We start from the raw sequence: 21,866 nt of genomic DNA, 5'->3' as shown, positions 1-21,866 counted from the left end.
CGGAACGCAGCCGGCGCGACGCTGCCCCGACCACTGTGGAGGAGACATGACGGAACCGGTCTGGGGCCCCGTCCACGCGGACATCGTCGGCCTGCTCGCCGACCACCCGGAGGACGTGCCGGCGGTGGTCGACCACCTCACCAAGCTCCAGGACCTGCTGGTCCGGCTCCCGCCGCTGGAGCAGAGCTGCCCGCTGGCCGACTTCAACCGGCTCTACCTCACCATCACCAGCAGCGTGCTGGAAGGGCTCTACGACGACTACTTCGCCGACCCGGTCTTCCTGTCCCGGCTGGACGTGGAGTTCGCCGCCCGCTACTTCGACGCGATGCGGCTGTGGACCGAGTCGAGCCCGACCACCCCGCGCGCCTGGTCCTGCCTGTTCAAGCGGATGCGGGGTCCGGACGCCCGGCCGTTGCCGTCGGCGGCGGCGGGGGTCAACGCGCACATCAACTTCGACCTGCCGTTCGCGCTGGTGACCACGTTCGACCACCTGGAGTCGGAGCCGGTGGACGGCACCGACCAGCACCGCGACTACCTGAAGATCAACGACATCTTCGCCGACAAAATCCCGTCGTTGCGGCGCGGCTACCTGGAGCGGTGGCAGCTCCTCATCGACATGCTCAACGGTGACATCGACGACTGGTACCAGGGCGAACTGGTCGAGTACACCCGGGACGTGGCCTGGCGCAACGCGCAGAAGATCTGGCGCTGCCGGCACGACCCGCAGGCCCGCGACTGCGAGCGCACCCGGCTGGACGACAACGCCGCGGCGCTCGGCCGGTTGCTGCTCTCGCCCCTCGGGGCGTTCCTACAGTAGCCGGGACGGGGGGTCCCCGCGCGCCGGAGAAGACCGGTGCGCGGGGACGCACCCGGGGGACCAGGATGGGGCGACGACTGGACCCGGGCACTGGAGTGAGGGCCGCCCGGCCGGGTGTCGGACGCTGCGGACCGGGTACCCGCCGGTCATGCCCGTGCACCGTTCCGCGTTCCGTTTCGACCCGGCGTTCCGGGTGCCGTTGGCGCTGCTCGGCGTCCGGCCGGAGACCTGCGTGGTGGTGGTCGACGACGAGACGGTGGCGATCCGGTACGGCCCGTGGCGGCTGCGCACCGCGCGGGCGAACGTGGCCGGGGCGCGGCGGGGTGGGCCGTACCGCTGGTGGCGCGCGGTCGGGCCGCACCTGTCGCTGGCCGATCGGGGGGTGACCTTCGGCACCGGCACCACGGCCGGGGTCTGCATCCGGTTCGCCACGGCGGTGCCGGGGCTGGCCCCCGGCCGGTGGCTGCGCCATCCGGCGGCCACGGTGACCGTGGCCGACCCGGAGGCCCTGCTGGCGGCGCTGCGTGGCCCGCCGTCCGGTCGACCGCCGGCCTGACCGCCGGCCGCGCGACCCGGCCGACCAAGCGCGGGGCGGTCGGCTTCCCGGTTCCGGGGGGCGGTGCCGTGGCGACCGCCTACCGTCGGGTGCAGGGGCTACGAGGGCGGGACGGGGATGTCGGACGGGCGGGACGGGGCACGACCACGGCGTACCAGGGAGCGGCGGGGCAGCACCCCGCCCCCCGGTCACGGGCGCGCGTTGCGGGAGGCCCGCGACGCGTCCCAGGGCGAGCGGACCCGGCGGGGGCCGGTGGCGCTGCCGGACTGCGTGGAGACCCCCGGCCCGGCCGCCCCGCCCGGCGGCGCGCTGCGCCGGTGGCTGTTCGCGCACCGGGTGTCACCGCCCGGTCCGGAGGCCGAGGAGGGCAGCCAGCAGCGGCACCCCTGGTGGCAGGTGATGTGCCTGACCGGGGTCGACTACTTCTCCACCCTGTCCTACCTGCCGGGCATCGCGGCGCTGGCCGCCGGCGCGCTCTCTCCGCTGGCCACCCTGCTGATCGTGGCGCTCACCCTGTTCGGGATGCTGCCGATGTACCGGCGGGTGGCCGAGGAGAGCCCGCACGGGCAGGGGTCGGTGGCCATGCTGGAGCGGCTGTTGCCGTTCTGGCGGGGCAAGCTGTTCGTGCTGGTGCTGCTCGGCTTCGTCGCCACCTCGTGGATCATCACGATCACCCTGTCGGCGGCCGACGCCACGGTGCACCTGCTGGAGAACCCGTACCTGCCGTCGTCGTTCCCGCACGGCACGGGCGCCGCGGTGGTGGTGACGGTGCTGCTGCTGCTCGTCCTCGGCGGGGTGTTCCTGATGGGGTTCAGCGAGGCGGTGAGCGTGGCCGTCCCGCTGGTCGCGGTCTTCCTCGCGTTGAACGCGGTGATCGTGCTGGCGGCGCTGGCCGGGATCGCCGCCGACCCGGGCGCGGTGGGGGACTGGCGGGCCGCGTTGACCGCCCGTGGCTCCGGCGTCGGCGACCTGCTCGGCCCGGCGGTGCTGGCCTTCCCGCTGCTGGTCCTCGGCCTCTCCGGGTTCGAGACGGGGGTGAGCATGATGCCGCTGGTGCGCGGCGGGGGCGCGGACCGGGAGCAGCGGCTGGCCGCCCGGATCCGCAACACCCGCCGGCTGCTCACCGCCGCCGCGCTGATCATGTCGGTGTACCTGATCGCCACCACCTTCGTCACCACCGTGCTGATCCCGCCTCGGGAGTTCCAGCCGGGTGGGCAGGCCAACGGCCGGGCGCTGGCCTGGCTGGCCCACGAGCACCTCGGCGAGGGGTTCGGCACGGTCTACGACATCAGCAGCGTGCTGATCCTCTGGTTCGCCGGGGCGTCCGCCATGGCCGGCCTGATCAACATCGTGCCGCGCTACCTGCCCTCGTACGGGATGGCGCCGGAGTGGGGTCGGGCGGTCCGCCCGGTGGTGCTGGTCTACACGCTGATCAGCATCGCGATCACGGTCGCCTTCGGGGCCGACGTCAACGCCCAGGCCGGCGCGTACGCCACCGGGATCCTGGCGATGATGGTCTCCGGGGCGGTGGCGGTGACCATCGCGACGGTCCGGGCCCACCACCGGTTCGCCGCGACCGGCTTCGCGGTGCTCACCGCGGTGCTGCTCTACGCCCTGGTGGCGAACGTGGTCGAGAAGCCGGACGGGATCGCCATCTCCGGCCTGTTCATCGCCGGCATCGTCGCCGTCTCGCTGATCTCCCGGGTCACCCGCACCACCGAGCTGCGGGCCGAGCGGATCGAGTTCGACGAGCCGGCCCGGCGGTTCGTCGCCGAGTCGTTGGCCCACGACGGGCGGCTGCACCTGATCGCCAACAAGCGCGACAGCGGCTCGCTGAAGGAGTACCGGGTCAAGGAGCGGGCGCAGCGCGGCATGAACCCGGTGCCGGGCGCCGCCGACGTGCTCTTCCTGGAGATCGAGGTGGTGGATCCGTCGGAGTTCAGCCAGGTGCTGCGGGTGCACGGGGTCGAGGTGGGCGGCTACCGGGTGCTGCGGGCCGGCAGCCCGGCCGTGCCGAACGCCATCGCCGCGATCCTGCTGGCGCTGCGGGACGCCACCGGGGTCCGCCCGCACGCCCACTTCGAGTGGTCCGAGGGGAACCCGATCGCGCACCTGCTGCGCTACCTGATCCTCGGCCGGGGCGACACCCCGCCGGTGGTCCGGGAGATCATCCGCAAGAGCGAGCCGGACCCGTCCCGCCGCCCCGGCATCCACGTCGGCGGCTGACCCGGCCGTCGGCGCCGCGCCGGTCCGGCCGGTCCGGGGGTACGCGCACCGGGCCGCCCGGCGGGCCGCGCCCGTCGCTGGCGGGACCGGGCCGCGACGAACCACCACCGTTGCCCAGTCTCCTAGGACGCTCTACGGGTGGTGACCGTGGTGATCGGAGGCGGACACGACGCGGCCCGCGCCCCGAGGGTGGGCGCGGGCCGGGGCGGTGCGGTCTACTTCGACGGCTCGGGGAGCTTGCAGTCCACCTTCGGGTTGGCGCCGAGGTAGTTCAGCGGGCCGGCGACGATGGTCACCAGGATGGTGCCGGCCTCGGCGCAGTTGGTCTCATCGTTCCCGTAGTAGCCGCGCTGACCAGCGGCGATGGCGCCGATGACCAACCAGATGACGACGATGACTCCGAGTATCGAGGTGCCGCGCATGGGGGTGCCTCCCGGCTTGTGGTGTGTTCGAGGTGACGCCCATGTACCCAGCCGCCCGGAGCGGATAAACAGTGTCCCGGAACGGTCAGTACGGCGACCGGGACCCGGCCGGCGTACCGCCGCCGAAAATGCCTTGTCCCGACCACCGTCGGCCCGCCACGGTGGAGCCGATGAACGCACACCCCGACACCCCGGAGCCGGACGACCGGCCGCACCTCGACAGCACGCTGGTACGCCGCCTGGTCGCCGGCCAGTTTCCCGCCTGGGCCGATCTCCCGGTCCGTCCGCTGGCCGCCGGCGGCTGGGACAACCGCACCTTCCACCTCGGCGACGCGATGACCGTCCGGCTGCCCAGCGCGCCCGGCTACGCCGCCCAGGTCGCGAAGGAGCAGCGGTGGCTGCCGTACCTGGCGCCCCGGCTGCCGCTGCCGGTGCCCGTCCCGCTGGGTTGGGGCCGGCCGGCCGAGGGCTACCCGTTCGAGTGGTCGGTCTACCGCTGGATCGACGGCCGGCAGGCCACCCCGGAGCGGATCGCCGACCTCACCGTCTTCGCCACCGACCTGGCCGGGTTCCTGACCGCCCTGCACCGGGTCGACCCCGCCGGTGGTCCGGCCGCCGGGCCGCACACCTGCTGGCGGGGCGGGCCGCTGCGGACGTACGACGGGGAGATCCGGGCGGTGATCGCCCGGTCGGCCGGCCGGTTTCCGGTCGACCCGGTCACCCGGATCTGGGCGGCGGCGCTGACCAGCACCTGGTCCGGTCCACCGGTCTGGTTCCACGGGGACGTCGCCTTCGGCAACCTGCTGGTCCGGGACGGCCGGCTGGCCGCCGTGATCGACTTCGGCGTCTGCGGGGTGGGCGACCCGGCCTGCGACCTGACGATCGCCTGGACGCTGCTCGACACCCCGGCCCGGACGGCGTTCCGGGCCGCGCTCGGCGTCGACGCCGGGACGTGGGCCCGGGCGCGGGGCTGGGCGCTGTGGAAGGCGCTGATCACCCTCGACAACCCCGACCCGGCGCGTGCGGCGGAAGCCACCACACCCTCACCGCGATCCTGGCCGAGTACGACGACCGCCCCCGGGCCGCCACCGTGCCCGGTTGACCCGGCACCGAACCACCTCGGCCGCCGGGACCGCACGGGCCGGTCGCTGGAGAAAGGATGGTCCGGGCCATCCGGTTCCCGGCGGTAGAGTTCGGGGCGGGCCACGAGCGGGCAACCCGGGGAGGCGCGCGATGTCCACCCTCGACCACGTCGTACTCGACCTGCCGTTCCGTGGCACCTGGCGGGCGCGCAACAGCCCCGCGCGGCGGGTGCCGAGTCACGGCACCCACCTGTTCGCCACGACGTACGCGATGGACTTCGTCGCCGTCCGGGGGCGACGTACGGCGACCACGCGGGACTGGCGCACGCTGGTGTCCACCGAGCCGGCGGAGCGGTTCTTCGCGTTCGGTCAGCCGATCCTCGCGCCCGCCGCCGGCCGGGTCCTGTCGGTCCACGACGGCGAGGTGGACCACCTGGCGCGGCGGTCGCCGCTCGCGCTGCTGCCCTACGCGCTGACCCAGGCGGCCCGGGTCCGCCGGGGCGCGGGCGCCATCGCGGGCAACCACGTGATCCTCGAACTGGCGGATCGTGGCGGGTTCGTCGTGCTCGCCCACCTGCGCGCCGGTTCGATCCGGGTGGACGTGGGCGAGTCGGTGCCGGCCGGCCGGGAGTTGGCCGCCTGCGGCAACTCGGGCAACTCCACCCAGCCGCACCTGCACCTCCAGGTCATGGATGCCGCGGACCCGTTCACCGCGCGGGGCGTACCGATGTCCTTCCGGGACTACCGGGTGTGGCCTCGATCCGGCGGGCCGCCGGTCGCGGTCGCGCGGGGCGTCCCGGGCGAGTCGGAGGTCGTGGAACCGGCGTGACGCCAGCGACGGGCGAAGCGTCGGGCCGTTCCAGACGGTCTGATGCCGCTGGCCGGTCGGGCGGGTGGCAGCGGCTGGCGGGATGCCGTGGCCGCCGTCGGTGGATCCTGGCGTCGGCGTCAGCCCACGCGGGCGGCGGCCACCTGCGAAGCGGTATGCCACGGTGTCATGTTTATGCCGCAGTGGCATACCGGTGCCGGGCAATGTTGTCCACGGGCAGGCGGCCGTGCCGTCGTCCGGTACCGCCACGACATGCGCGAGGGCCGGTGGGTGCGCCTGCTGGCACGCCCACCGGCCCTCGTGGCCGGGTCAGCCCTGGCTGTCGCTGCCGGTCGACGTCGGCAGCACCTGCTCGGCCTCGGCACCCGCGCCGGCCAGCACCTTCGCCTGCTGCGGCCAGGTGGCCAGGCTCGGGGTGGCGCGCAGCCCGGCGGCCCGGATGGTCTCCCGCAGGCCCGCCTCGTCCAGGTCGGCGAGCTGCCGGTAGGTGCGGATGCCGGCGGCCTGGAGCGCGGCGGCCATCTTCGGGCCGACGCCCTGGATCCGGCGGAAGTCGTCCGCCGTCTCGTCCGGTCCGGCCGTGGGCGCGGCGTCCTCGACCGAGGCGCGCTGCGTCGGGACCACCGGGGCGGCGGCGGCCGGAGCGGCCTCGGCGGGGGCGGCCTCGGTCGGAGCGACTTCGGCCGGAGCGGCGTCGGGGGTGGCCTCGGTCGGGACGGCCTCGGTCGGCGGCAGTTCCGCGTCGACCGTGGGGGTGTCCTCCTCGACGGCCGGGCGGGGGGCGGGGACCGGGGAGGTGAGCTCGTCGGCGGCGACCGGCTCGGCGACCGGGGCCACGGTGGCCTCGTCGGCCGGCGTGGACCGGTCGGCGTCGTCCGGCGTGGTGGGGCCGTCGGCCGGGGCGTCCCCGGTGGGCAGGGCGGTGTGGCTGGCGGCCAGCGACGCGGCGGCCGGCGGGGTCTCCAGGTCGTGCGCGGTCGGCTCGTCCACGACGGCGACGGGGACCGGGGTGGCGTCGACGGTGGCGGCCGGTCGCGGGGTGTCGACGGTGGCGGCGGCCTGCTCCTCGGTGGAGAGCCCGACGACCGGGTCGCCCGCCACGATGGACGGCGCGGCGTCCGGCGTCCGCCGCCCGCGCAGCAGCCAGCCTCCGGCCAGGCCCACCAGCAGCGCCAGGATCACGATCAGCCATTGCCCGAATGTCGACGGCATGGCAACCTCCCTCATGCGTACGTCGTTGAAGTCGCGAAGAAAACCCGCCGCAGCTTCGCACACGCGATTGTCGGGCGACAGGGAGGACCGCCCCTCGTTGCGCAGGTGGAATGCCCGGTGTCGGGCGGTGGTGGCGGGATGACCGACGGTACGCCGCACCGCACCGCCAGCGCGACCGGCCCGGCCAGGTCAGCGCAGCGCCCCCGGTGCCGGCGCGTCGGAGGCGTCCCAGCTGTAGAAGCAGCCGGTTATCGCGTCGCGCGGCGATCGCCAGGTCGGCAGGTACGGCGTGGTGTGCGCCGACAGCCGCTCGTTGACCTGGCGGTACTGCGGGTGGTTGCGGGCGTCGGCCAGGGCGTCGGCGTCCACGTCGGTGGTCTCCATCAGGTGGACGCACAGGTCGTGCAGGCGGTACAGGGACCGGTGGCGGAGCCCGGTCAGGCCGGGTAGTTCGGTCGCGTCGGACTCGGCGAAGATCTGGGCGACCCGCCCCTCCGCGCCGGGCATGATCCTGCTGACGATCACTAGACGGCTCATCGGACCCCTCTCGCCGGGTGGTGCTCCCCGATCCGGTCGAGGGGCCACCGTGTGTGTCCACCCTGGCGGCGGCGCTGTCACCTCACCGTCACGCGGTCCACCCGGGCCGTGACGGCGACCCGCCCGTCGGACCCGGATCGGGTCGGGCCGCCGGCCGGGGTGCGGTCCGGGGCTGCCGGTCGCGGGTGGGCGCGGGCGCTCCGTCGCCCCGGGCGGGCACCGGCGGGCCGCCGTTGCGCGGTGGCGGGGCCGGTCGCCGGGTGGCCCGGCGGATCGGGCCGAGGGTCTCGGCGACCAGGGCGCACATCGCCGGGGACGGCTCCAGCCGCAGTTCCCGCATGAGCAGGTCGCGGTAGACGTAGAAGGCGTGCACCGCCTCGAAGGCGTTGCCCTCGGCGAGGTGGATGCGTACCACCAGCCGGTGCGGCGTCTCGCGCAGCGGCTCGGCGGCCATCGCCTCCAGGGCGGCCTGCAACGCCTCGCCGTGCCGGCCGGCGTCGAGGTGGTCGACGGCGAGCTGTTCCAGCATGTGCAGCCGGAGTTGGCGCAGCCGTTCCCGGTCCAGCAGCACCCAGTCGTCGTACCAGCCGGGGAGCAGGTCCCGGCTGCCGGCGGCGAGCGCCTCGGCGGCAGTGCGCGGGTCGCCGCCGTCGCGGACCCGTCCGGCGGTGGCGACCAGGTCGTCCACGTCGAGCCGGACCGTCGGGTCGAGCCGTACGGTGTCGCCGCTGGCCAGCAGCGGGCAGCAGGGGTCCTGGCGCAGCCGCCACAGGGCGGTGCGCAGCGAGGACAGCGCCCGTTCCTCGGGGACGTCCGGCCAGAGCAGCCCGGCCAGGTTGCTGCGGGTGGCGCCGGGGCGCAGCCCGATCAGGGCGATCACCCGTTGCAGCCCGCGCGGGACCACCACCGGCCGGTCGCCGTGCAGCAGCCGGAAGCCGCCGAGCAGGTGCAGGCGGACCGGGGGGCCGTCCGGCGCGTCGCTGGTCGGCGTGCTGGCATGACCGGTCACGGGCGTACCCCCTGCACGGGAAACCTGGTCCAGATCCGCCGGTGTCCCGGCGCGGTCGCCCCGGGACGCCACTGTCGGAGTCGCTCCCGCCACGGCGTCGGCGTCTGATCGCCGCGCCCCGTCGGACTGGCCGGCACGAACACTACCAACGTGATTACTCTCGGTCAACGGATGTGTGGGTATCGTGATCGGCCTGTGCTTTGAGCACATCGACCCTGAACTGCGAACAGTCATCGCAACGGACAGCCGGTACATAGCTGATACACAGCCTGCGTCAACGCACCGTCACCGCCTGCCGGGGGCTGTGGGCGGCTGTGAGTGACGCCCCGGTGACGTGTCCGGCCGGATGGTGGCGGCAACCGACCGGGGTGAGCCGCCCGGCGGGGACACGCCGTGGGGAGGCCGCACACATGGACCGTTCGCTCATCGTCGCGAGGGTCGTCCCGACCGTCGGGCGGCGGGTGGCATGACCACCGCCGCCGACGAGCAGCTCTGGTTCCGCTGCCCCGGCTGCGCCTCGCTGCTCTACCGCAAGCGGCTGCGCCGCAACCTGGACGTCTGCCCGGAGTGCGGGACGCACTCCCGGCTCACCGCCCCGGAACGGCTGCGCCAACTGGTCGACCCGGACAGCTTCACCGCACTGCCCGGCGGGGTGGCGGAGGTGGATCCGATCGGTTTCGTGGACACCCTGCCGTACCCGCACCGGCTCAGCGCCGCCCGGACCGGCAGCGGCCTCGACGAGGCGGTGCTCTGCGGCACCGGCCGGATCGGCGGCCACCGGCTGGCGCTGGCGGTGATGGACTTCCGGTTCCTCGGCGGCAGCCTGGGCTGTGTGGTCGGCGAGCTGGTCACCCGGACCGCGGAACGGGCCCTCGCCGACGGGACCCCGCTGCTGGTGGTCACCGCCTCCGGCGGCGCCCGGATACCGGAGGGGACGCTGTCGCTGATGCAGCTCGCCACGGTCAGCCAGGCCGTCGCCGGGCTGCGCGAGGCGGGTCTGCTCACGGTCAGCGTCGTCACCGACCCCACGTACGGCGGGGTGGCCGCCTCCTTCGCCACCAACACCGACCTGGTGCTCGCCGAGAGCGGGGCCCGGATGGGCTTCGCCGGCCCCCGGGTGATCCGGCAGGTCACCGGCCGGCACCTGCCCGAGGGCTTCCAGACCGCGGAGTTCCTGCTCCGCCACGGGCAGGTGGACATGGTGGTGCCCCGGCGGGCGCTGCGCGGCCGGCTGGCGGCGCTGCTCGCCGCGGCGGCCGGCGGGCGGGCCCGGCTCGCCCGGACCCGGGTGGCCCGGCGGGAGCCGGTGCGGGCCGGGCCCCGACCGGCGGCCGGGCCGGAACCGGCGGCGCTGGCCGCCGACCCGTGGGACACCGTGCGGGCCGCCCGGCACCCCGGCCGGCCCACCACCCTGGACTATCTCGACGGCGCCTTCGACGGCTTCGTCGAGCTGCACGGCGACCGGCTCGGCGCGGACTGCCCGGCGGTGGTCGGTGGGCTGGCCCGGCTGGACGGCCGGCCGGTGATGGTGGTCGGTCACCAGAAGGGACACACCACCGCCGAGCTGGTCGCCCGCAACTTCGGCATGGCCAGCCCGGCCGGTCACCGCAAGGCGCTGCGGCTGGTCCGGCTGGCCGCCCGGCTCGGCCTGCCGGTGGTGACCCTGGTGGACACCCCGGGCGCCGACCCCGGCGTCGGTGCGGAGGAACAGGGGCAGGCGGCGGCCATCGCGGAGAACATCCTCGCGTTCAGCGTGCTGCCCACCCCGGTGGTCGCGGTGGTCACCGGCGAGGGCGGCAGTGGCGGGGCGCTGGCGCTGGCCGTCGCCGACCGGGTGCTGATGCTGCGCCAGGCGGTCTACTCGGTGATCAGCCCGGAGGGCTGCGCCGCCTTCCTCTGGCCGGACAGCGCGTCCGCGCCACGGGCCGCCCGCGCGTTGCGGCTGACCGCGCCGGACCTGTGCCGCCTCGGCGTGGCCGACGAGATCGTCGACGAACCGTCCGGCGGCGCGCAGGCCGACCCGCCGGCGCAGGCGCTGCTGCTGCGCCGGGCGCTGGTGGCGAACCTGACCCCGCTGCTGGACGTGCCGCCGGTCACCCTGGTCCGCCGGCGTCGGGCCCGGTTCCGCCGCTTCGGCGCGGCCCGTACCGGCTCCGGGCCCGCCGCGCCCCACCACCGCCGCGCCGACGGCACCGACCCGTCCTGACCGCAACCGAGGAGACCCGAGATGACCGTCACCCACGGCCAGCCGCTCACCACCGAGATCACCGACATCCTGGTGACGCACTGCGGCCTGGACGCCGCCGCCGCGGCCCGCGCGCCCGCCGCCACCCTGGAGGAGTTGGGCATGGACTCGTTGGCCCTGCTGGAACTCTCCGCCGTGGTGGCCGACCGCTGGCAGGTCCGCCTCCCCGAACAGGCCGGGCAGCTCAGCATCGCCGACGTCGCCGACCTGGTGGCCCGCCGCGCCGACCCGCCCGGACACACCGAGAACAGCATCGTCATCGCCGCGCCGCTGCCGCTGGTCTGGTCGACGACCAACGACGTGGCCCGGTGGACCGACCTGTTCACCGAGTACGCCGTGGTGGAGATCCTGCACCGCGACGGCGACACGGTGCGCTTCCGGCTCACCATGCACCCCGACGAGAACGGGACCTCGTGGAGCTGGGTCAGCGAACGCACCGTCGACCCGCAGACCCGGCAGGTGCGGGCCCGGCGGGTGGAGACCGGCCCGTTCGAGTACATGCGGATCCACTGGTACTACGACACCGAACCGGAGGGCACCCGGATGACCTGGGTGCAGGACTTCGCGATGAAGCCCACCGCCCCGGTGGACAACGCCGGCATGACCGAGCGGATCAACGCCAACAGCAGGGTGCAGCTCGCCGTCATCAAGGAACGGATCGAGCGGGCGTACGAGGGAGGCCGCGATGAGTGAGTTCACCACCGGCCTGGTGGCCGCCCGGGACGTACCGGCCGACCGGCGGCGCGGCGGGGAGCTGCGGGTGCTGCTGGGCCCGCGTACGGTCGGCAGCACGTCCGGGTTCATGGGCGTCGTGACGCTGGCCCCCGGCGAGCGGATCGCCGAGCACTACCACCCGTACAGTGAGGAGTTCCTCTACCTCGCCCGGGGCACCATCACCGTCGACCTGGACGACGAGCCGGTGCCGCTGGCCGCCGGGGAGGCGCTCTTCGTGCCCCGCAACGTCCGGCACCGGCTGCGCAACACCGGCGACGCCGCCGCCGAGGTGGTCTTCCACCTGGGCCCGCTCGCCCCCCGCCCGGAACTCGGCCACGTCGACACCGAACTGGTCGAGCAGCGGGGCGCGTCGTGACCGGGCGCCGCACGGTGGTGACCGGGGTCGGGGTGGTCGCTCCGGGCGGCGCCACCCGGGACCGGTTCTGGAAGACCATCACCGAGGGGCGGACGGCCACCCGGCGGATCAGCTTCTTCGACCCGTCCCCGTTCCGTTCGCAGATCGCCGCCGAGTGCGACTTCGACCCGGACGCCGCCGGCCTCACCCCGGCCGACCGGCAGCGCTCCGACCGGTACGTGCAGTTCGCCCTGGCCTGCGCCGCCGAGGCGCTCGCCGACAGCGGGCTCGACCTGACCGACGCCGACCGCGACGTCACCGGCGTGGTGCTGGGCACCGCGGTCGGCGGCACGATGGCGCTGGAGCAGGAGTACGTCCGGGTCAGCGACTCCGGCCGGCACTGGCTGGTGGACCACTCCCTCGGCGGGCCGTACCTCTACCAGGCCCTGGTGCCGAGCAGCCTCGCCGCCGACGTGGCCTGCCGGCACGGGCTGCGTGGCCCGGCGCAGGTGATCTCCACCGGTTGCACCTCCGGCATCGACGCCATCGGGTACGCCCACCAGCTCGTCGCCGACGGTGAGGCCGACGTCGTGCTGGCCGGCGCCGCCGACTCGCCGATCTCCCCGGTCACCGTCGCCTCCTTCGACGCGATCCGGGCGACCAGCCCGGACAACGACGACCCGGCGCACGCCTCCCGGCCCTTCGACGCCGACCGGCAGGGCTTCGTGCTCGCCGAGGGGGCCGCGGTGCTGGTGCTGGAGGAGTGGGAGCACGCCCGGCGGCGCGGCGCGCACGTCTACTGCGAGGTGGCCGGGTACGCCAGCCGCAGCAACGGCTTCCACATGACCGGGCTGCGGCCCGACGGGGTGGAGATGGGGCTGGCCATCGGCGCCGCCCTGCGGCAGGCCCGGCTCAACGCCTCGGACGTCTCCTACATCAGCGCGCACGGCTCCGGCACCCGGCAGAACGACCGGCACGAGACGGCGGCGTTCAAGCGGGCGCTGGGCGAGGCGGCGTACCGGGTGCCGGTCAGCTCGATCAAGTCGATGGTCGGGCACTCGCTGGGCGCGATCGGCTCGATCGAGATGGCCGCCTGCGCCCTGGCCATCGAGTACGGGGTGGTCCCGCCGACGGCCAACTGGACCACCCGGGACCCGGAGTGCGACCTGGACTACGTGCCGAACACCGCCCGGGACACCCCGGTGGACGTGGCGCTCTCGGTGGGCAGCGGCTTCGGCGGCTTCCAGTCCGCGATGCTGTTCCGCCGGCTGGCGGTGGCCGGGTGACCGCCCGGGACGGGGCTTCCGGGGCCGGCGACCCGGCCGGTGAACCGCCGACCGTGCGGGCGGTGGTCACCGGGATCGGGGTGGTCGCCCCCAGCGGCATCGGTGTCGACGCGCACTGGCGCACCGTCGCCGACGGCACCCGGCGCACCGGGCCGATCACCCTGTTCGACCCGGCCGGCTACCCCACCCGGGTCGCCGGTGAGGTCACCGGCTTCGACCCGACCGGGTACGCCGACGCCCGGCAACTCGTACAGACCGACCGGTGGACCCACCTCGGCTTCGCCGCCACCCGGCTGGCGCTGGCCGACGCCGGGCTGCCCGAACGGGCCCCCGACCCGTACGGCTGGGCGGTCACCCTGGCCAGTTCGTCCGGGGGGAACCTGTTCGGGCAGCGGGAGCTGCAACGGCTCTGGGGCGGGCCGACCCGCAGCGTCGGGGCGTACCAGTCGATCGCCTGGTTCTACGCGGCCAGCGTCGGGCAGCTCTCCATCCACCACCAGTTCAAGGGGCCGTCCGGGGTGCTGGTCGCCGAGGCCGCCGGTGGGCTGGACAGCCTGGCGCACGCGGTGCGCACCGTACGCCGGGGCACGCCGGTGGTGATCGCCGGGGCGACCGAGTGCCCGCTGAGCCCGTACGCGCTGGCCTGCCAGCTCCGCTCCGGGCTGCTCAGCGACGTCGCCGACCCGGCGGCGGCGTACCGGCCGTTCGACCGGGCCGCCGGGGGGTACGTGCCGGCCGAGGGCGGCGCGGTCTTCGTGGTGGAGGAGTTGGGCCACGCGCTGGCCCGGGGTGCCCGGGTCTACGGGGAGGTGACCGGTTGGGGGGCCACCCACGACGCCGTGCACACCGGCCCGGACACCGCCGGCGACCCGGTGACGTACGCCCGGGCGATGCGGCTGGCGCTGCGGCGGTCCGGGGTCACCTCCGACGAGGTGGACCTGGTGGTCCCCGACGCGCTCGGTGTGCCCCGCTACGACCGCAGCGAGGCGGCGGCGCTGCGGACGGTCTTCGGCGACCGGCCGCCGCCGGTGAGCACCCACAAGTCGCTGACCGGCCGGGCCCACCAGGGCGGGTCGGCGCTGGACGTGGCCACCGCGCTGCTCGCCTTCCACCACGACACGCTGCCCGCCTCGGCCGGTCCGGCGGACCCGGCCCCCGGCTGTGAGCTGGATTTCCTGCGTGCTCCCCGGCAGCCGCGCAGTCGGGTGGCGCTGGTCTGCGCGCGCGGCTTCGACGGGTTCAACAGCGCGCTGGTGCTGCGCGGGGCGCCACCGGCGCCGCGGGGCGCGGCGGACTGAGCGGCACCGCCCCCACGACGAGCCACATCCCGGCAACCTGATCCCCACCCCGGCGGGCCTGCGCCCGGTCGCCGGGGTCCCGGTGCGGCCGACCCCGCCGGAGCGGGACCGGTGGCCGCTCACCGGCGGCGGCGCCGCCGACGACGTGTCGCCCGGCGACGGCGCCGCCGACGTGTCGCCCGGCGACCCCGACGTCGCCCGGAGGCACCTGCCCGGCCACCTGACCTGACCAGCCGGTCCGTTCCGACCCGGCCCCCAGATGGGGTGATCCATATCGGACGTCAGGGCACAGTGGAACGGCCGGCGATGTCGCGGAGCCGGCGTACGCGCCCGATCCTGCCCGGCCGATCGAGCGGCGGCAATCCGGCCAGCCGCTCTTTATGATCTAGCCATTTGCATCTAGCTATGGTCTTCCGGGCGTCGTAGGGTTCCGTCAGCACCCCAAAAGACGCGACTTATGGGCGGTTTCCGCCCTATTTGATGCTGGACGGTGGACGGCGATGACCTTGAATCGTCCGACGGAAGATCCTGTGGCGCAAGACCCTGGTTGGGTGGACGACGTGTTGTTCGCCGGCCACCCGACCGACGTGTGTCTCCGGCTGCCCGAGCCGGTGCGACGGGACACCCTGCACCGGCTGGTCACCGAGGCGCAGACCCGGCTGACGGCTGCCGGGCTGCGCCCCGGCGGGGCTGCCGCGCTCCGGCTGCCACCCTCGCTGGCGTACGTGGTGAACCTGCTCGCCACCTGGCGCAGCGGCGCCCAGGCGATCCTGCTCGACCACCGGCTCACCGACCACGAGGTCGACCGGGCACTGGAACGGCTCACCCCACAGGTGGTCGTCGCCCCGGTCCGCACCGGCGGCGGCGCGCTGCGGGTCTTCGTCGACGTCACCGAGGGCATCACCCCGTACGCCGACCGCCCGGCGGTCAGCGGGCACGCCGTGATCCAGCTCAGCTCGGGCTCCACCGGACCGTCCAAGGTGATCGGACGCACCGCCGCCGACCTGGTCGCCGAGGTGCACCGCTACACCCGGATCGACGGGGTGGCGCTGCCCGGCGAGCGGCTCATCCTGCTGCCGTCCATGGTGCACGTGCTCGGCCTGGTCGGCGGGCTGCTCTACGGCCTGCACGCCGGAGTCGAGCTGGTCCCGCCGGAGCGCCTCGGTGGCGACGCGGTGCTGGCCGCGATCGCCGCCCAGGACACCCCGGCCACCGTGCTCGGCGTGCCCTTCCACATCGGACTGCTCGCCTCCACCCGGTCCGACGGCCCACTGCCCCAGTTCAGGCGGATGACCACCGGCGGGGAGCTGGTCCCGCCGGCCGTCGCCCAGGCGTTCGCCGACCGGTTCGGCGTCCCGCTGGGCAACATGTACGGGATGACCGAGGTCGGGGTGATCGGCACCGACCTGCACGGCCGGCACCGACCGTCCATCACGCCGGCCCCCGGCATCGAGGTCCGCGAGTCCGCCGGCGAACTCCTGATCGGCTGCCCGGCCTCCCCGTACGTCGGGCTCAGCGACCCCACCCGGTGGTCGGACGGCTGGCTGCACACCCGCGACGCCGGCCTCGTCGATCCGGCCACGGGCCTGGTCACCATCCGGGGCCGGCTCGACTCCCAGGTCTCCGTCGGCGGCCTGAAGGTCGACCTCACCGAGGTCGAGGCCACCCTCGCCGCGCTGCCCGGGGTGGGTGCGGCGGTGGTGGTCTACGACGACGGCATCACCGCGTACGTGCAGCCCGACGGCCCGCTGTCCGAGGAGCTGCTGGACAAGCTGCTCGCCGAACGGCTGGCCGGCTTCAAGCGCCCCCGCGTCCTGCACCTGGTCGCGCAGTTGCCCCGCACCACCACCGGCAAGCTGGTCCGTTCGGTGGCCGCGTTGCGGACGGCGGCGCCGTGACCGGTCCGCTCGGCCCCGCCCCCCGGTCGGTCCGCGACGACCACCCCGACCTCCCGCTCCGGCCGGCCGAGCAGCGTGCTCCCCACCCGCCGCAGCCCTCGCGTCACCGCCGGCCGACCGCCGGTGGTCCGCCCGAACCGCACGTGCACGGTGTCCCGACCGGGCACCGCTAGCTCGCCCACCGAGAGAGGTTACCGCCATGCGAGACGAGGTCCGCACCTTCGTCATCGAGCAACTCCAGGACATGAACTACGACGTCGAGGGGATCGACGACGAGACCACCCTCGGCCCCTCCGGGGTGGACCTGGAGTCCCTCGCCCTGTCCGACCTGTCCGTCCGCGTGGAGGACCGGTACGGCCTGAGGTTCGCCGACGACGAGTCGGAGAAGCTGGCGCTGATGACGGTGGGGGAGTTCACCACCATGGTCGCCGACCGGGTCGCCGGGGCGACCAGCGACCACCGCTGATGTCCGGTCAGCCCGACCTGGGGCGAGCTGACCTGGTGAGCATGCTCGCCGAACTGACCGCGAAACCCGTCGACCAGGTGCCGCACCGGGTCGGCTCGATGGAACTCGCCTGGCTGGTGCACCTCGTCGAACAACGCTTCGGCGCCCGGATGGACCTCACCGACGACCAGCTCGCCGGCATCCGCACCGTCGACGACGCCCTGACGGTGTTCCAGACCTCCCTGACCTCCTCCGCCGATGGTTGAGCGGGAACCCGTAGCGATCTCCGGCACGTACGCGGTCAGCGCCTTCGGCAGGGGCGCGGACGCGCTGCTGGCCGGGGTCCTGGCCGGCGTCCCGGCGTTCCGGCCGGTCCGCCGCTTCGACACCGCCGGCCGCCGGGTGACCGTCGCGGCGACCCTGCCCGACGTGGCGACCCTGCCGGACGAGCTGGCCGACGCCGTCGACGCCGCCTGCCGGGCGGCCGGGCTGGACCGGGCCGGGCGGGCGGAGTCCGCCCTGTTCCTCGCCACCCACGGCGGTCCGGCCACGCTGCCCGGCCGGTTCACCGACGACCGGCCGGCACCCGGTGTCGACGACCCGTGGTGGGCCGCCGGCGAGCGGGCCGGGGCCGACGGCGGCCCGGCCTGGCCGGAGCTGCCGGCGTTGGCTGGGCGGCTGGCCCGACGGTGCGGCCTCGACGGCCCGACCCGGGTCTACACCACCGCCTGCGTCTCGGCGAGCAGCGCGGTGGCCGACGCCGCCGCGACGATCCTGCGCGGCGACCGGGAACGGGTCGTGGTGGCCGCCGGATACCTGGTGGAGCCGGACCAGTTCGCGCTCTTCGACGCCGGCCGGGCGCTCGCCGCCGACGGTGCGGTCCGCCCGTTCAGCACCGGGCGGCAGGGCCTGCTGCTCGGCGACGGGGTGGCCGCGGTGGTGCTGGAGTCCGCCGGGGCGCTCCGCCGCCGGGGCGGCACGCCGGTGGCGACCCTGCCCGGCTGGGGCCGGGCGGGCGACGCGTACCACCCGTGCCAGCCCGACCCGCAGGGCCGGGGGCTGGCCCGCGCGGTCGGTGCCGCGCTACGCCGGGCCGGGCTGCCCGCCGGGGCGGTCGGCTACGTCAACGCCAACGCCACCGGCACCGGGTTCAGCGACGCCTCCGAGGCGGCGGCGTTGCGGCTGGCCCTCGGCGAGCGGGCCGGGCAGGTGCCGGTCAGCTCCACCAAGGCGCTGCACGGGCACGCGCTGGAAGCCTCCGGGCTGCTCGAACTGGTGCTCACCGTGGCGGCCCTGCGGCACGGGAAACTGCCGGTCAACGCCGGCTGGCTCGGCCCCGACGCGGCCTGCCCGCTGGACGTGGTGACCGACGCGCCCCGGCCGGTGTCCGGCCGGTACGCGCTCAGCCTCAACGCCGCCTTCGGCGGCGCGAACACCGCACTGCTGGTGGGTGCGCCGTGACCGGCACGCGCGGCCCGGGGCACGGGATCGTCCCGGGCCGCCCGGCCGGCCACGGCGCGATCCGGGTGCTGGCGCAGGCGCGCTGGCCGGAGACCGGGGACTCGGCGCCGCCGCCGCTGCCCGGGTTCGTGCACTCGCCGTTCGCACCCCTGGTGGCGGCGGTCGCCGGGCGCTGCCTGGAGCGGCGGGAGCGGCCGGCCCCGGCCGGCACCCGGTGCGCGGTGCTGCTGGTCAGCGCCGCCGGTGACCGGCCCAGCGCCGACCACGTCCGGGCCGCCGTCGCCGCCGGTGGCCGGATCGGGCCGCTGTTCTTCTTCCAGTCGGTGCCGAACAGCGTCGCCGGGCACGTCGCCGCGCGCTGGGGGCTGGACGGCCCGGTGGTGTGCCTGAGCCCGACCGGCGACCCGCGCGCCGACGCCACCGCCGAGGCGGAACTGCTGCTGCACGACGGCGACGCCGACGAGGCGTTGCTGGTCCTGATCGAAGAGGCACCCGACGGTACGCCCACCGGGGCGGTCGCGGTGCTGCTGGGGGGAGGAGACAGTCAATGAGGACGAAGGGACTGCGGGGCGCGCTGGCCGCCGACCCGGACCTCGGTGCCGGGAACGTGCTCGCCCGGGTGCTGGCGCACGGGGCGGACCCGCAGGGACCGGGCCTGACCTTCGACACCCCGGTCGACGGGCACCCGGCCGAGCACCCGCTCACCCTGGGGCAGCTCGACGAGCGGGTCGCCGCCCGGGCGGCCTGGCTGCACGCACGCGGCGTCAAGCCCCGCGACCCGGTCGCCGTCTGGGCCACCGCCGCCGCCGACATGGTGCTCAGCTTCCTGGCGTTGACCCGGCTCGGCGCGATCCCCGCGCTGATGAACGGCAAGCTGCGTCCGGAGATCGCCGCCGAGTACATCCGCCGGCTGCGCGGCGCCGGGGTGCTCGCCGACGCCGCGCACACCGAGCTGCTGGCCGGCCACGACCTGGGCGCGCCGCTGCTGGGCACCCCCGAGCAGGCCGGCGCGGGCGACCCGGCCGACGCCCCCGCCCACTACCGGCACCATCCGGAAGACCCGATCGTGATCACCCACACCTCCGGCACCACCGGGGTGCCGAAGGCGGTGCTGCACTCGCACGCCAGCCTCTTCGCCGCCACCCGGCACCTGCTGTCCATGCCGCAGGCGCAGGGCACCAGGCGGATCCTCAACGCGCTGCCCGCCCCGCACACCGCGACCGTGCTCATGGTCAACCAGGCGCTGGGCAACCGGGCGGCGATGTTCCTCCTGTCCGAGCAGGGCGGCGAGCGGGTGCTCGACGCCATCCAGCGGTGGCGGCCGGACGGCGTCTTCGGGTTCTCGGTGACCTGGGCGGAGCTGGCCCGGTTCGACCTGACCGGGTACGACCTGGAGTCGGTGCGGCTGTGGTTCAACACCGGGGACTGCTCGCACGAGCCGCACGTACGCCGCCTCGTCGCGGTCGGCTCCCGGGACGTGGTGACCCGGCAGGGGATCACCCGGGTCGCCGGCTCGGTCTTCATCGACGGGCTCGGCTCCAGCGAGATGGGACACTCGATGTTCCACATCACGCACACCGTCGACACCGACCGGTACGGCCGCTGCGTCGGTCGCCCGTACCGGTTCGCCACCGTGGCGGTGCTCGACGCCGAGGGCCACGAACTGCCGCCGGGCCAGGTCGGCTTCCTCGGCATCGACTCGCCGTCGCTGTTCCGGGGCTACTGGAACGACTCGGTCACCAGCTACCGGTTCCGGCTGCGCGGCTGGTACCTCACCGGCGACCTGGTGTACGCCGACGACGAGGGCCGCTACTACCACCTGGACCGGGCGGTGGACTCGGTCGCGCTGCCCGACGGCCGGCGCTTCTTCACCGCCCTGTCCGAGGAGCGGATCCTGGCCGCCTGCCCCGACGTCACCGACTGCACCGTGGTGATCGTCGCCGACGGCGACCAGGTCACCACCGACGTGCTGCTGGAGTTGGCCGCCGGGGCCGACTCGGCGGCCGACCGCACCGGGGCGATCCGCGCCGCGCTCGGGCCGGACGTCGGCGCGACCCTGCGCCGGGTGGTGCCGGTGCGCTCCGACGACATCCCGGTCACCGTGACCGGCAAGGTCCGCAAGGTGGCGCTGCGCGAGCGTTATCTCACCGAGTCCTCGTCATGACCGTCGTGATCACCGGGATGGGGCTGTTCAGCCCCGTCGGGCGGGGGGTGGAGGCCACCTTCGACGCGTTGACCGGCGGGAAGTCCGGGTTGACCCGGCCGCCCGAGGGGCACCCTGCCCGGGATTCGCTGGAGGCCGCCGGGGTGCTGCCGCCGATCGACCCGCGCACCGTCGCCACCGGCCCGGAGACGAAGGTGCTCGACCGGATCGTGGTGCTGGCCCTGCTCACCGCCGCCGACGCGCTCGCCGACGCGGGGATCGAGGTGGGTCGGGACGTCGACCCGACGCGGATCGGCGTGATCGTCGGCGGGGTGGGCGGGATGTCCACCCTGGAGAGCCAGGTGATCGCCCGCGCCGCCCGGGGCCGGGCCGCGGTCAGCCCGTACCTGCTGACCGGGATCCTGCCGAACATGGCCTCGGCGCGGATCGCCATCAGCCACGGCATCCGCGGTTACAGCTCCGCCGTCGGCACGGCGTGCGCCTCCGGCGCCCAGTCGGTCGCCGACGCGGCCCGGCTGATCCGGGCCGGGGAGGCCGACGTGGTGCTCTGCGGGGCCAGCGAGGCGCCGCTCTTCCCGACCTTCGCCGACACCTTCGGCAACGCCCGCGCCCTCGCCCGGGGCTGGGCCGACCCGACCGAGGCCAGCCGGCCGTTCGACCGGCGGCGCAACGGCTTCGTCCTCGCCGAGGGGGCCGCGCTGCTGGTGCTGGAGCGCGCCGAGCACGCCGCCGCCCGGGGTGCCCGGACGTACGCGGAGCTGGCCGGTTACGGGACGACCACCGACGCGTACCACCCGACCGCGCCCCGCCCCGACGGCGCGGGGGCCGCCGACTGCATGCGCCGGGCGCTGGCCGGTGGGGGAGTGGCCCCCGGCGACGTGGGCTACGTCAACGCGCACGGCACCGGCACCAAGCTCGGCGACATCGCCGAGACCACCGCGCTGGCGGCGGTCTTCGGCACCGGCGGGGTGCCGGTCAGCTCCACCAAGGCGCTCACCGGGCATTTGCTCGGCGCGTCCGGGGTGGTGGAGGCGGCGGCCTGCGCGCTGGCGCTGCGCGCCGGCCGGCTGCCGCCGACGTACCACCTGGACGACCCGGACCCGGACTGCCCGGCGGACCACGTCCGGGGCGAGCCCCGGGCCACCGGGACCGAGTTCGCGCTCACGAACTCCTTCGGATTCGGCGGGCAGAACGTGAGCCTGCTGCTGCGGCGTACCACCGGGACCGACTCCCGGGCCGCCGGGCCGGGGAGGTGATCGGCGCTCCGACCCGGGCGGCACACGCCCGGACGGCAGTCACGGGAGGACATG

General features: G+C 75.2%; 22 protein-coding genes. 18 read left to right on the top strand and 4 right to left on the bottom strand.

Annotated elements, in window-relative coordinates:
• Window positions 1-46: 46 nt before the first annotated feature.
• From ACIQG9_RS00635 to ACIQG9_RS00625, 3 genes are all read left to right on the top strand, one after another.
• Window positions 47-817 carry a DUF5995 family protein gene (locus ACIQG9_RS00635; protein ID WP_400396709.1) on the top strand — a complete coding sequence of 257 codons (771 nt, stop codon included), beginning with the start codon at window positions 47-49 and terminating at the stop codon, window positions 815-817.
• Window positions 818-965: 148 nt separating this feature from the next.
• A complete protein-coding gene (locus tag ACIQG9_RS00630) occupies window positions 966-1,373 on the top strand; it encodes a hypothetical protein (protein WP_400396706.1) in 408 nt (135 codons plus the stop codon).
• Between the two features lie 117 nt (window positions 1,374-1,490).
• On the top strand, window positions 1,491-3,599 hold the full coding sequence (locus ACIQG9_RS00625) for an amino acid transporter (RefSeq protein WP_400396703.1): 2,109 nt from the start codon (window positions 1,491-1,493) through the stop codon (window positions 3,597-3,599).
• A gap of 215 nt (window positions 3,600-3,814) precedes the next feature.
• On the opposite strand, the gene ACIQG9_RS00620 is transcribed toward ACIQG9_RS00625, so the two are convergent.
• Window positions 3,815-4,021 carry a hypothetical protein gene (locus tag ACIQG9_RS00620; RefSeq protein WP_400396700.1) on the bottom strand — a complete coding sequence of 69 codons (207 nt, stop codon included), beginning with the start codon at window positions 4,019-4,021 and terminating at the stop codon, window positions 3,815-3,817.
• 170 nt (window positions 4,022-4,191) lie between these two features.
• On the opposite strand from ACIQG9_RS00620, the gene ACIQG9_RS00615 reads away from it, so the two are divergent.
• Both ACIQG9_RS00615 and ACIQG9_RS00610 read left to right on the top strand, forming a co-directional pair.
• Window positions 4,192-5,211, top strand: coding sequence for an aminoglycoside phosphotransferase family protein (locus tag ACIQG9_RS00615; RefSeq protein WP_400396697.1), 1,020 nt, complete (start codon window positions 4,192-4,194; stop codon window positions 5,209-5,211).
• Between the two features lie 43 nt (window positions 5,212-5,254).
• Complete coding sequence (locus ACIQG9_RS00610) at window positions 5,255-5,932, top strand: M23 family metallopeptidase (RefSeq protein WP_400396693.1); 678 nt, start codon at window positions 5,255-5,257, stop codon at window positions 5,930-5,932.
• A gap of 309 nt (window positions 5,933-6,241) precedes the next feature.
• Here ACIQG9_RS00610 and ACIQG9_RS00605 read toward each other — a convergent pair whose 3' ends face one another.
• The 3 genes from ACIQG9_RS00605 to ACIQG9_RS00595 form a co-directional block, all read right to left on the bottom strand.
• Entirely contained in the window at window positions 6,242-7,144 is a 903-nt protein-coding gene (locus ACIQG9_RS00605) for a hypothetical protein (RefSeq protein WP_400396691.1), read from the bottom strand.
• Between the two features lie 189 nt (window positions 7,145-7,333).
• The gene (locus ACIQG9_RS00600) at window positions 7,334-7,681 is read right to left on the bottom strand and encodes a TcmI family type II polyketide cyclase (protein ID WP_400396686.1); all 348 of its coding nucleotides are present in this window, start codon (window positions 7,679-7,681) and stop codon (window positions 7,334-7,336) included.
• Window positions 7,682-7,769: 88 nt separating this feature from the next.
• Window positions 7,770-8,690: a BTAD domain-containing putative transcriptional regulator gene (locus tag ACIQG9_RS00595; protein ID WP_400396683.1), complete on the bottom strand. Its 921-nt coding sequence runs from the start codon at window positions 8,688-8,690 to the stop codon at window positions 7,770-7,772.
• Window positions 8,691-9,156: 466 nt separating this feature from the next.
• Between ACIQG9_RS00595 and accA the strand changes: the two genes are divergently transcribed.
• The 13 genes from accA (at window position 9,157) to ACIQG9_RS00530 (ending at window position 21,812) form a co-directional block, all read left to right on the top strand.
• Window positions 9,157-10,896 (top strand): acetyl-CoA carboxylase carboxyl transferase subunit alpha, encoded by a 1,740-nt coding sequence (gene accA / locus ACIQG9_RS00590; RefSeq protein ID WP_400396681.1) that lies wholly within the window; start codon window positions 9,157-9,159, stop codon window positions 10,894-10,896.
• A gap of 21 nt (window positions 10,897-10,917) precedes the next feature.
• The gene (locus ACIQG9_RS00585; RefSeq protein ID WP_400396679.1) at window positions 10,918-11,628 is read left to right on the top strand and encodes an SRPBCC family protein; all 711 of its coding nucleotides are present in this window, start codon (window positions 10,918-10,920) and stop codon (window positions 11,626-11,628) included.
• Window positions 11,621-12,025: a cupin domain-containing protein gene (locus tag ACIQG9_RS00580; RefSeq protein WP_400396676.1), complete on the top strand. Its 405-nt coding sequence runs from the start codon at window positions 11,621-11,623 to the stop codon at window positions 12,023-12,025. The genes ACIQG9_RS00585 and ACIQG9_RS00580 overlap by 8 nt, the downstream gene beginning before the upstream one ends.
• Window positions 12,022-13,290, top strand: a complete 1,269-nt coding sequence (locus tag ACIQG9_RS00575) for a beta-ketoacyl-[acyl-carrier-protein] synthase family protein (protein ID WP_400396674.1) — start codon at window positions 12,022-12,024, stop codon at window positions 13,288-13,290. Before ACIQG9_RS00580 ends, ACIQG9_RS00575 begins: the two co-directional genes overlap by 4 nt.
• Complete coding sequence (locus ACIQG9_RS00570; RefSeq protein WP_400396672.1) at window positions 13,287-14,588, top strand: beta-ketoacyl synthase N-terminal-like domain-containing protein; 1,302 nt, start codon at window positions 13,287-13,289, stop codon at window positions 14,586-14,588. The genes ACIQG9_RS00575 and ACIQG9_RS00570 overlap by 4 nt, the downstream gene beginning before the upstream one ends.
• An 82-nt stretch (window positions 14,589-14,670) precedes the next feature.
• Entirely contained in the window at window positions 14,671-14,817 is a 147-nt protein-coding gene (locus tag ACIQG9_RS00565; protein WP_400396670.1) for a hypothetical protein, read from the top strand.
• 271 nt (window positions 14,818-15,088) lie between these two features.
• A complete protein-coding gene (locus ACIQG9_RS00560; protein WP_400396667.1) occupies window positions 15,089-16,486 on the top strand; it encodes a class I adenylate-forming enzyme family protein in 1,398 nt (465 codons plus the stop codon).
• Window positions 16,487-16,685: 199 nt separating this feature from the next.
• Window positions 16,686-16,952 carry an acyl carrier protein gene (locus ACIQG9_RS00555; RefSeq protein WP_400396664.1) on the top strand — a complete coding sequence of 89 codons (267 nt, stop codon included), beginning with the start codon at window positions 16,686-16,688 and terminating at the stop codon, window positions 16,950-16,952.
• Window positions 16,952-17,197 carry an acyl carrier protein gene (locus ACIQG9_RS00550; RefSeq protein WP_400396661.1) on the top strand — a complete coding sequence of 82 codons (246 nt, stop codon included), beginning with the start codon at window positions 16,952-16,954 and terminating at the stop codon, window positions 17,195-17,197. Before ACIQG9_RS00555 ends, ACIQG9_RS00550 begins: the two co-directional genes overlap by 1 nt.
• Window positions 17,190-18,392: a beta-ketoacyl-[acyl-carrier-protein] synthase family protein gene (locus tag ACIQG9_RS00545; protein WP_400396658.1), complete on the top strand. Its 1,203-nt coding sequence runs from the start codon at window positions 17,190-17,192 to the stop codon at window positions 18,390-18,392. The genes ACIQG9_RS00550 and ACIQG9_RS00545 overlap by 8 nt, the downstream gene beginning before the upstream one ends.
• A 26-nt stretch (window positions 18,393-18,418) precedes the next feature.
• Complete coding sequence (locus tag ACIQG9_RS00540) at window positions 18,419-18,943, top strand: beta-ketoacyl synthase chain length factor (protein WP_400398744.1); 525 nt, start codon at window positions 18,419-18,421, stop codon at window positions 18,941-18,943.
• Window positions 18,940-20,556 carry a class I adenylate-forming enzyme family protein gene (locus ACIQG9_RS00535; protein WP_400396655.1) on the top strand — a complete coding sequence of 539 codons (1,617 nt, stop codon included), beginning with the start codon at window positions 18,940-18,942 and terminating at the stop codon, window positions 20,554-20,556. The genes ACIQG9_RS00540 and ACIQG9_RS00535 overlap by 4 nt, the downstream gene beginning before the upstream one ends.
• Window positions 20,553-21,812, top strand: a complete 1,260-nt coding sequence (locus ACIQG9_RS00530) for a beta-ketoacyl-[acyl-carrier-protein] synthase family protein (protein WP_400396652.1) — start codon at window positions 20,553-20,555, stop codon at window positions 21,810-21,812. The genes ACIQG9_RS00535 and ACIQG9_RS00530 overlap by 4 nt, the downstream gene beginning before the upstream one ends.
• The last annotated feature ends 54 nt before the right edge of the window (window positions 21,813-21,866 follow it).

Source organism: Micromonospora sp. NPDC092111 (assembly GCF_044755745.1).
Lineage (GTDB): Bacteria > Actinomycetota > Actinomycetes > Mycobacteriales > Micromonosporaceae > Micromonospora.
This window is presented reverse-complemented; position numbering and strand designations above follow the sequence as displayed.

Bases quoted from the DNA above. Each gene is read 5' to 3' on its own strand.
- ACIQG9_RS00635 (WP_400396709.1), top strand. From the start codon at position 47: ATGACGGAACCGGTCTGGGGCCCCGTCCACGCGGACATCGTCGGCCTG.
- ACIQG9_RS00630 (WP_400396706.1), top strand. From the start codon at position 966: ATGCCCGTGCACCGTTCCGCGTTCCGTTTCGACCCGGCGTTCCGGGTG.
- ACIQG9_RS00625 (WP_400396703.1), top strand. From the start codon at position 1,491: ATGTCGGACGGGCGGGACGGGGCACGACCACGGCGTACCAGGGAGCGG.
- ACIQG9_RS00620 (WP_400396700.1), bottom strand. From the start codon at position 4,021: ATGCGCGGCACCTCGATACTCGGAGTCATCGTCGTCATCTGGTTGGTC.
- ACIQG9_RS00615 (WP_400396697.1), top strand. From the start codon at position 4,192: ATGAACGCACACCCCGACACCCCGGAGCCGGACGACCGGCCGCACCTC.
- ACIQG9_RS00610 (WP_400396693.1), top strand. From the start codon at position 5,255: ATGTCCACCCTCGACCACGTCGTACTCGACCTGCCGTTCCGTGGCACC.
- ACIQG9_RS00605 (WP_400396691.1), bottom strand. From the start codon at position 7,144: ATGCCGTCGACATTCGGGCAATGGCTGATCGTGATCCTGGCGCTGCTG.
- ACIQG9_RS00600 (WP_400396686.1), bottom strand. From the start codon at position 7,681: ATGAGCCGTCTAGTGATCGTCAGCAGGATCATGCCCGGCGCGGAGGGG.
- accA (WP_400396681.1), top strand. From the start codon at position 9,157: ATGACCACCGCCGCCGACGAGCAGCTCTGGTTCCGCTGCCCCGGCTGC.
- ACIQG9_RS00585 (WP_400396679.1), top strand. From the start codon at position 10,918: ATGACCGTCACCCACGGCCAGCCGCTCACCACCGAGATCACCGACATC.
- ACIQG9_RS00580 (WP_400396676.1), top strand. From the start codon at position 11,621: ATGAGTGAGTTCACCACCGGCCTGGTGGCCGCCCGGGACGTACCGGCC.
- ACIQG9_RS00560 (WP_400396667.1), top strand. From the start codon at position 15,089: ATGACCTTGAATCGTCCGACGGAAGATCCTGTGGCGCAAGACCCTGGT.
- ACIQG9_RS00555 (WP_400396664.1), top strand. From the start codon at position 16,686: ATGCGAGACGAGGTCCGCACCTTCGTCATCGAGCAACTCCAGGACATG.
- ACIQG9_RS00550 (WP_400396661.1), top strand. From the start codon at position 16,952: ATGTCCGGTCAGCCCGACCTGGGGCGAGCTGACCTGGTGAGCATGCTC.
- ACIQG9_RS00545 (WP_400396658.1), top strand. From the start codon at position 17,190: ATGGTTGAGCGGGAACCCGTAGCGATCTCCGGCACGTACGCGGTCAGC.
- ACIQG9_RS00535 (WP_400396655.1), top strand. From the start codon at position 18,940: ATGAGGACGAAGGGACTGCGGGGCGCGCTGGCCGCCGACCCGGACCTC.
- ACIQG9_RS00530 (WP_400396652.1), top strand. From the start codon at position 20,553: ATGACCGTCGTGATCACCGGGATGGGGCTGTTCAGCCCCGTCGGGCGG.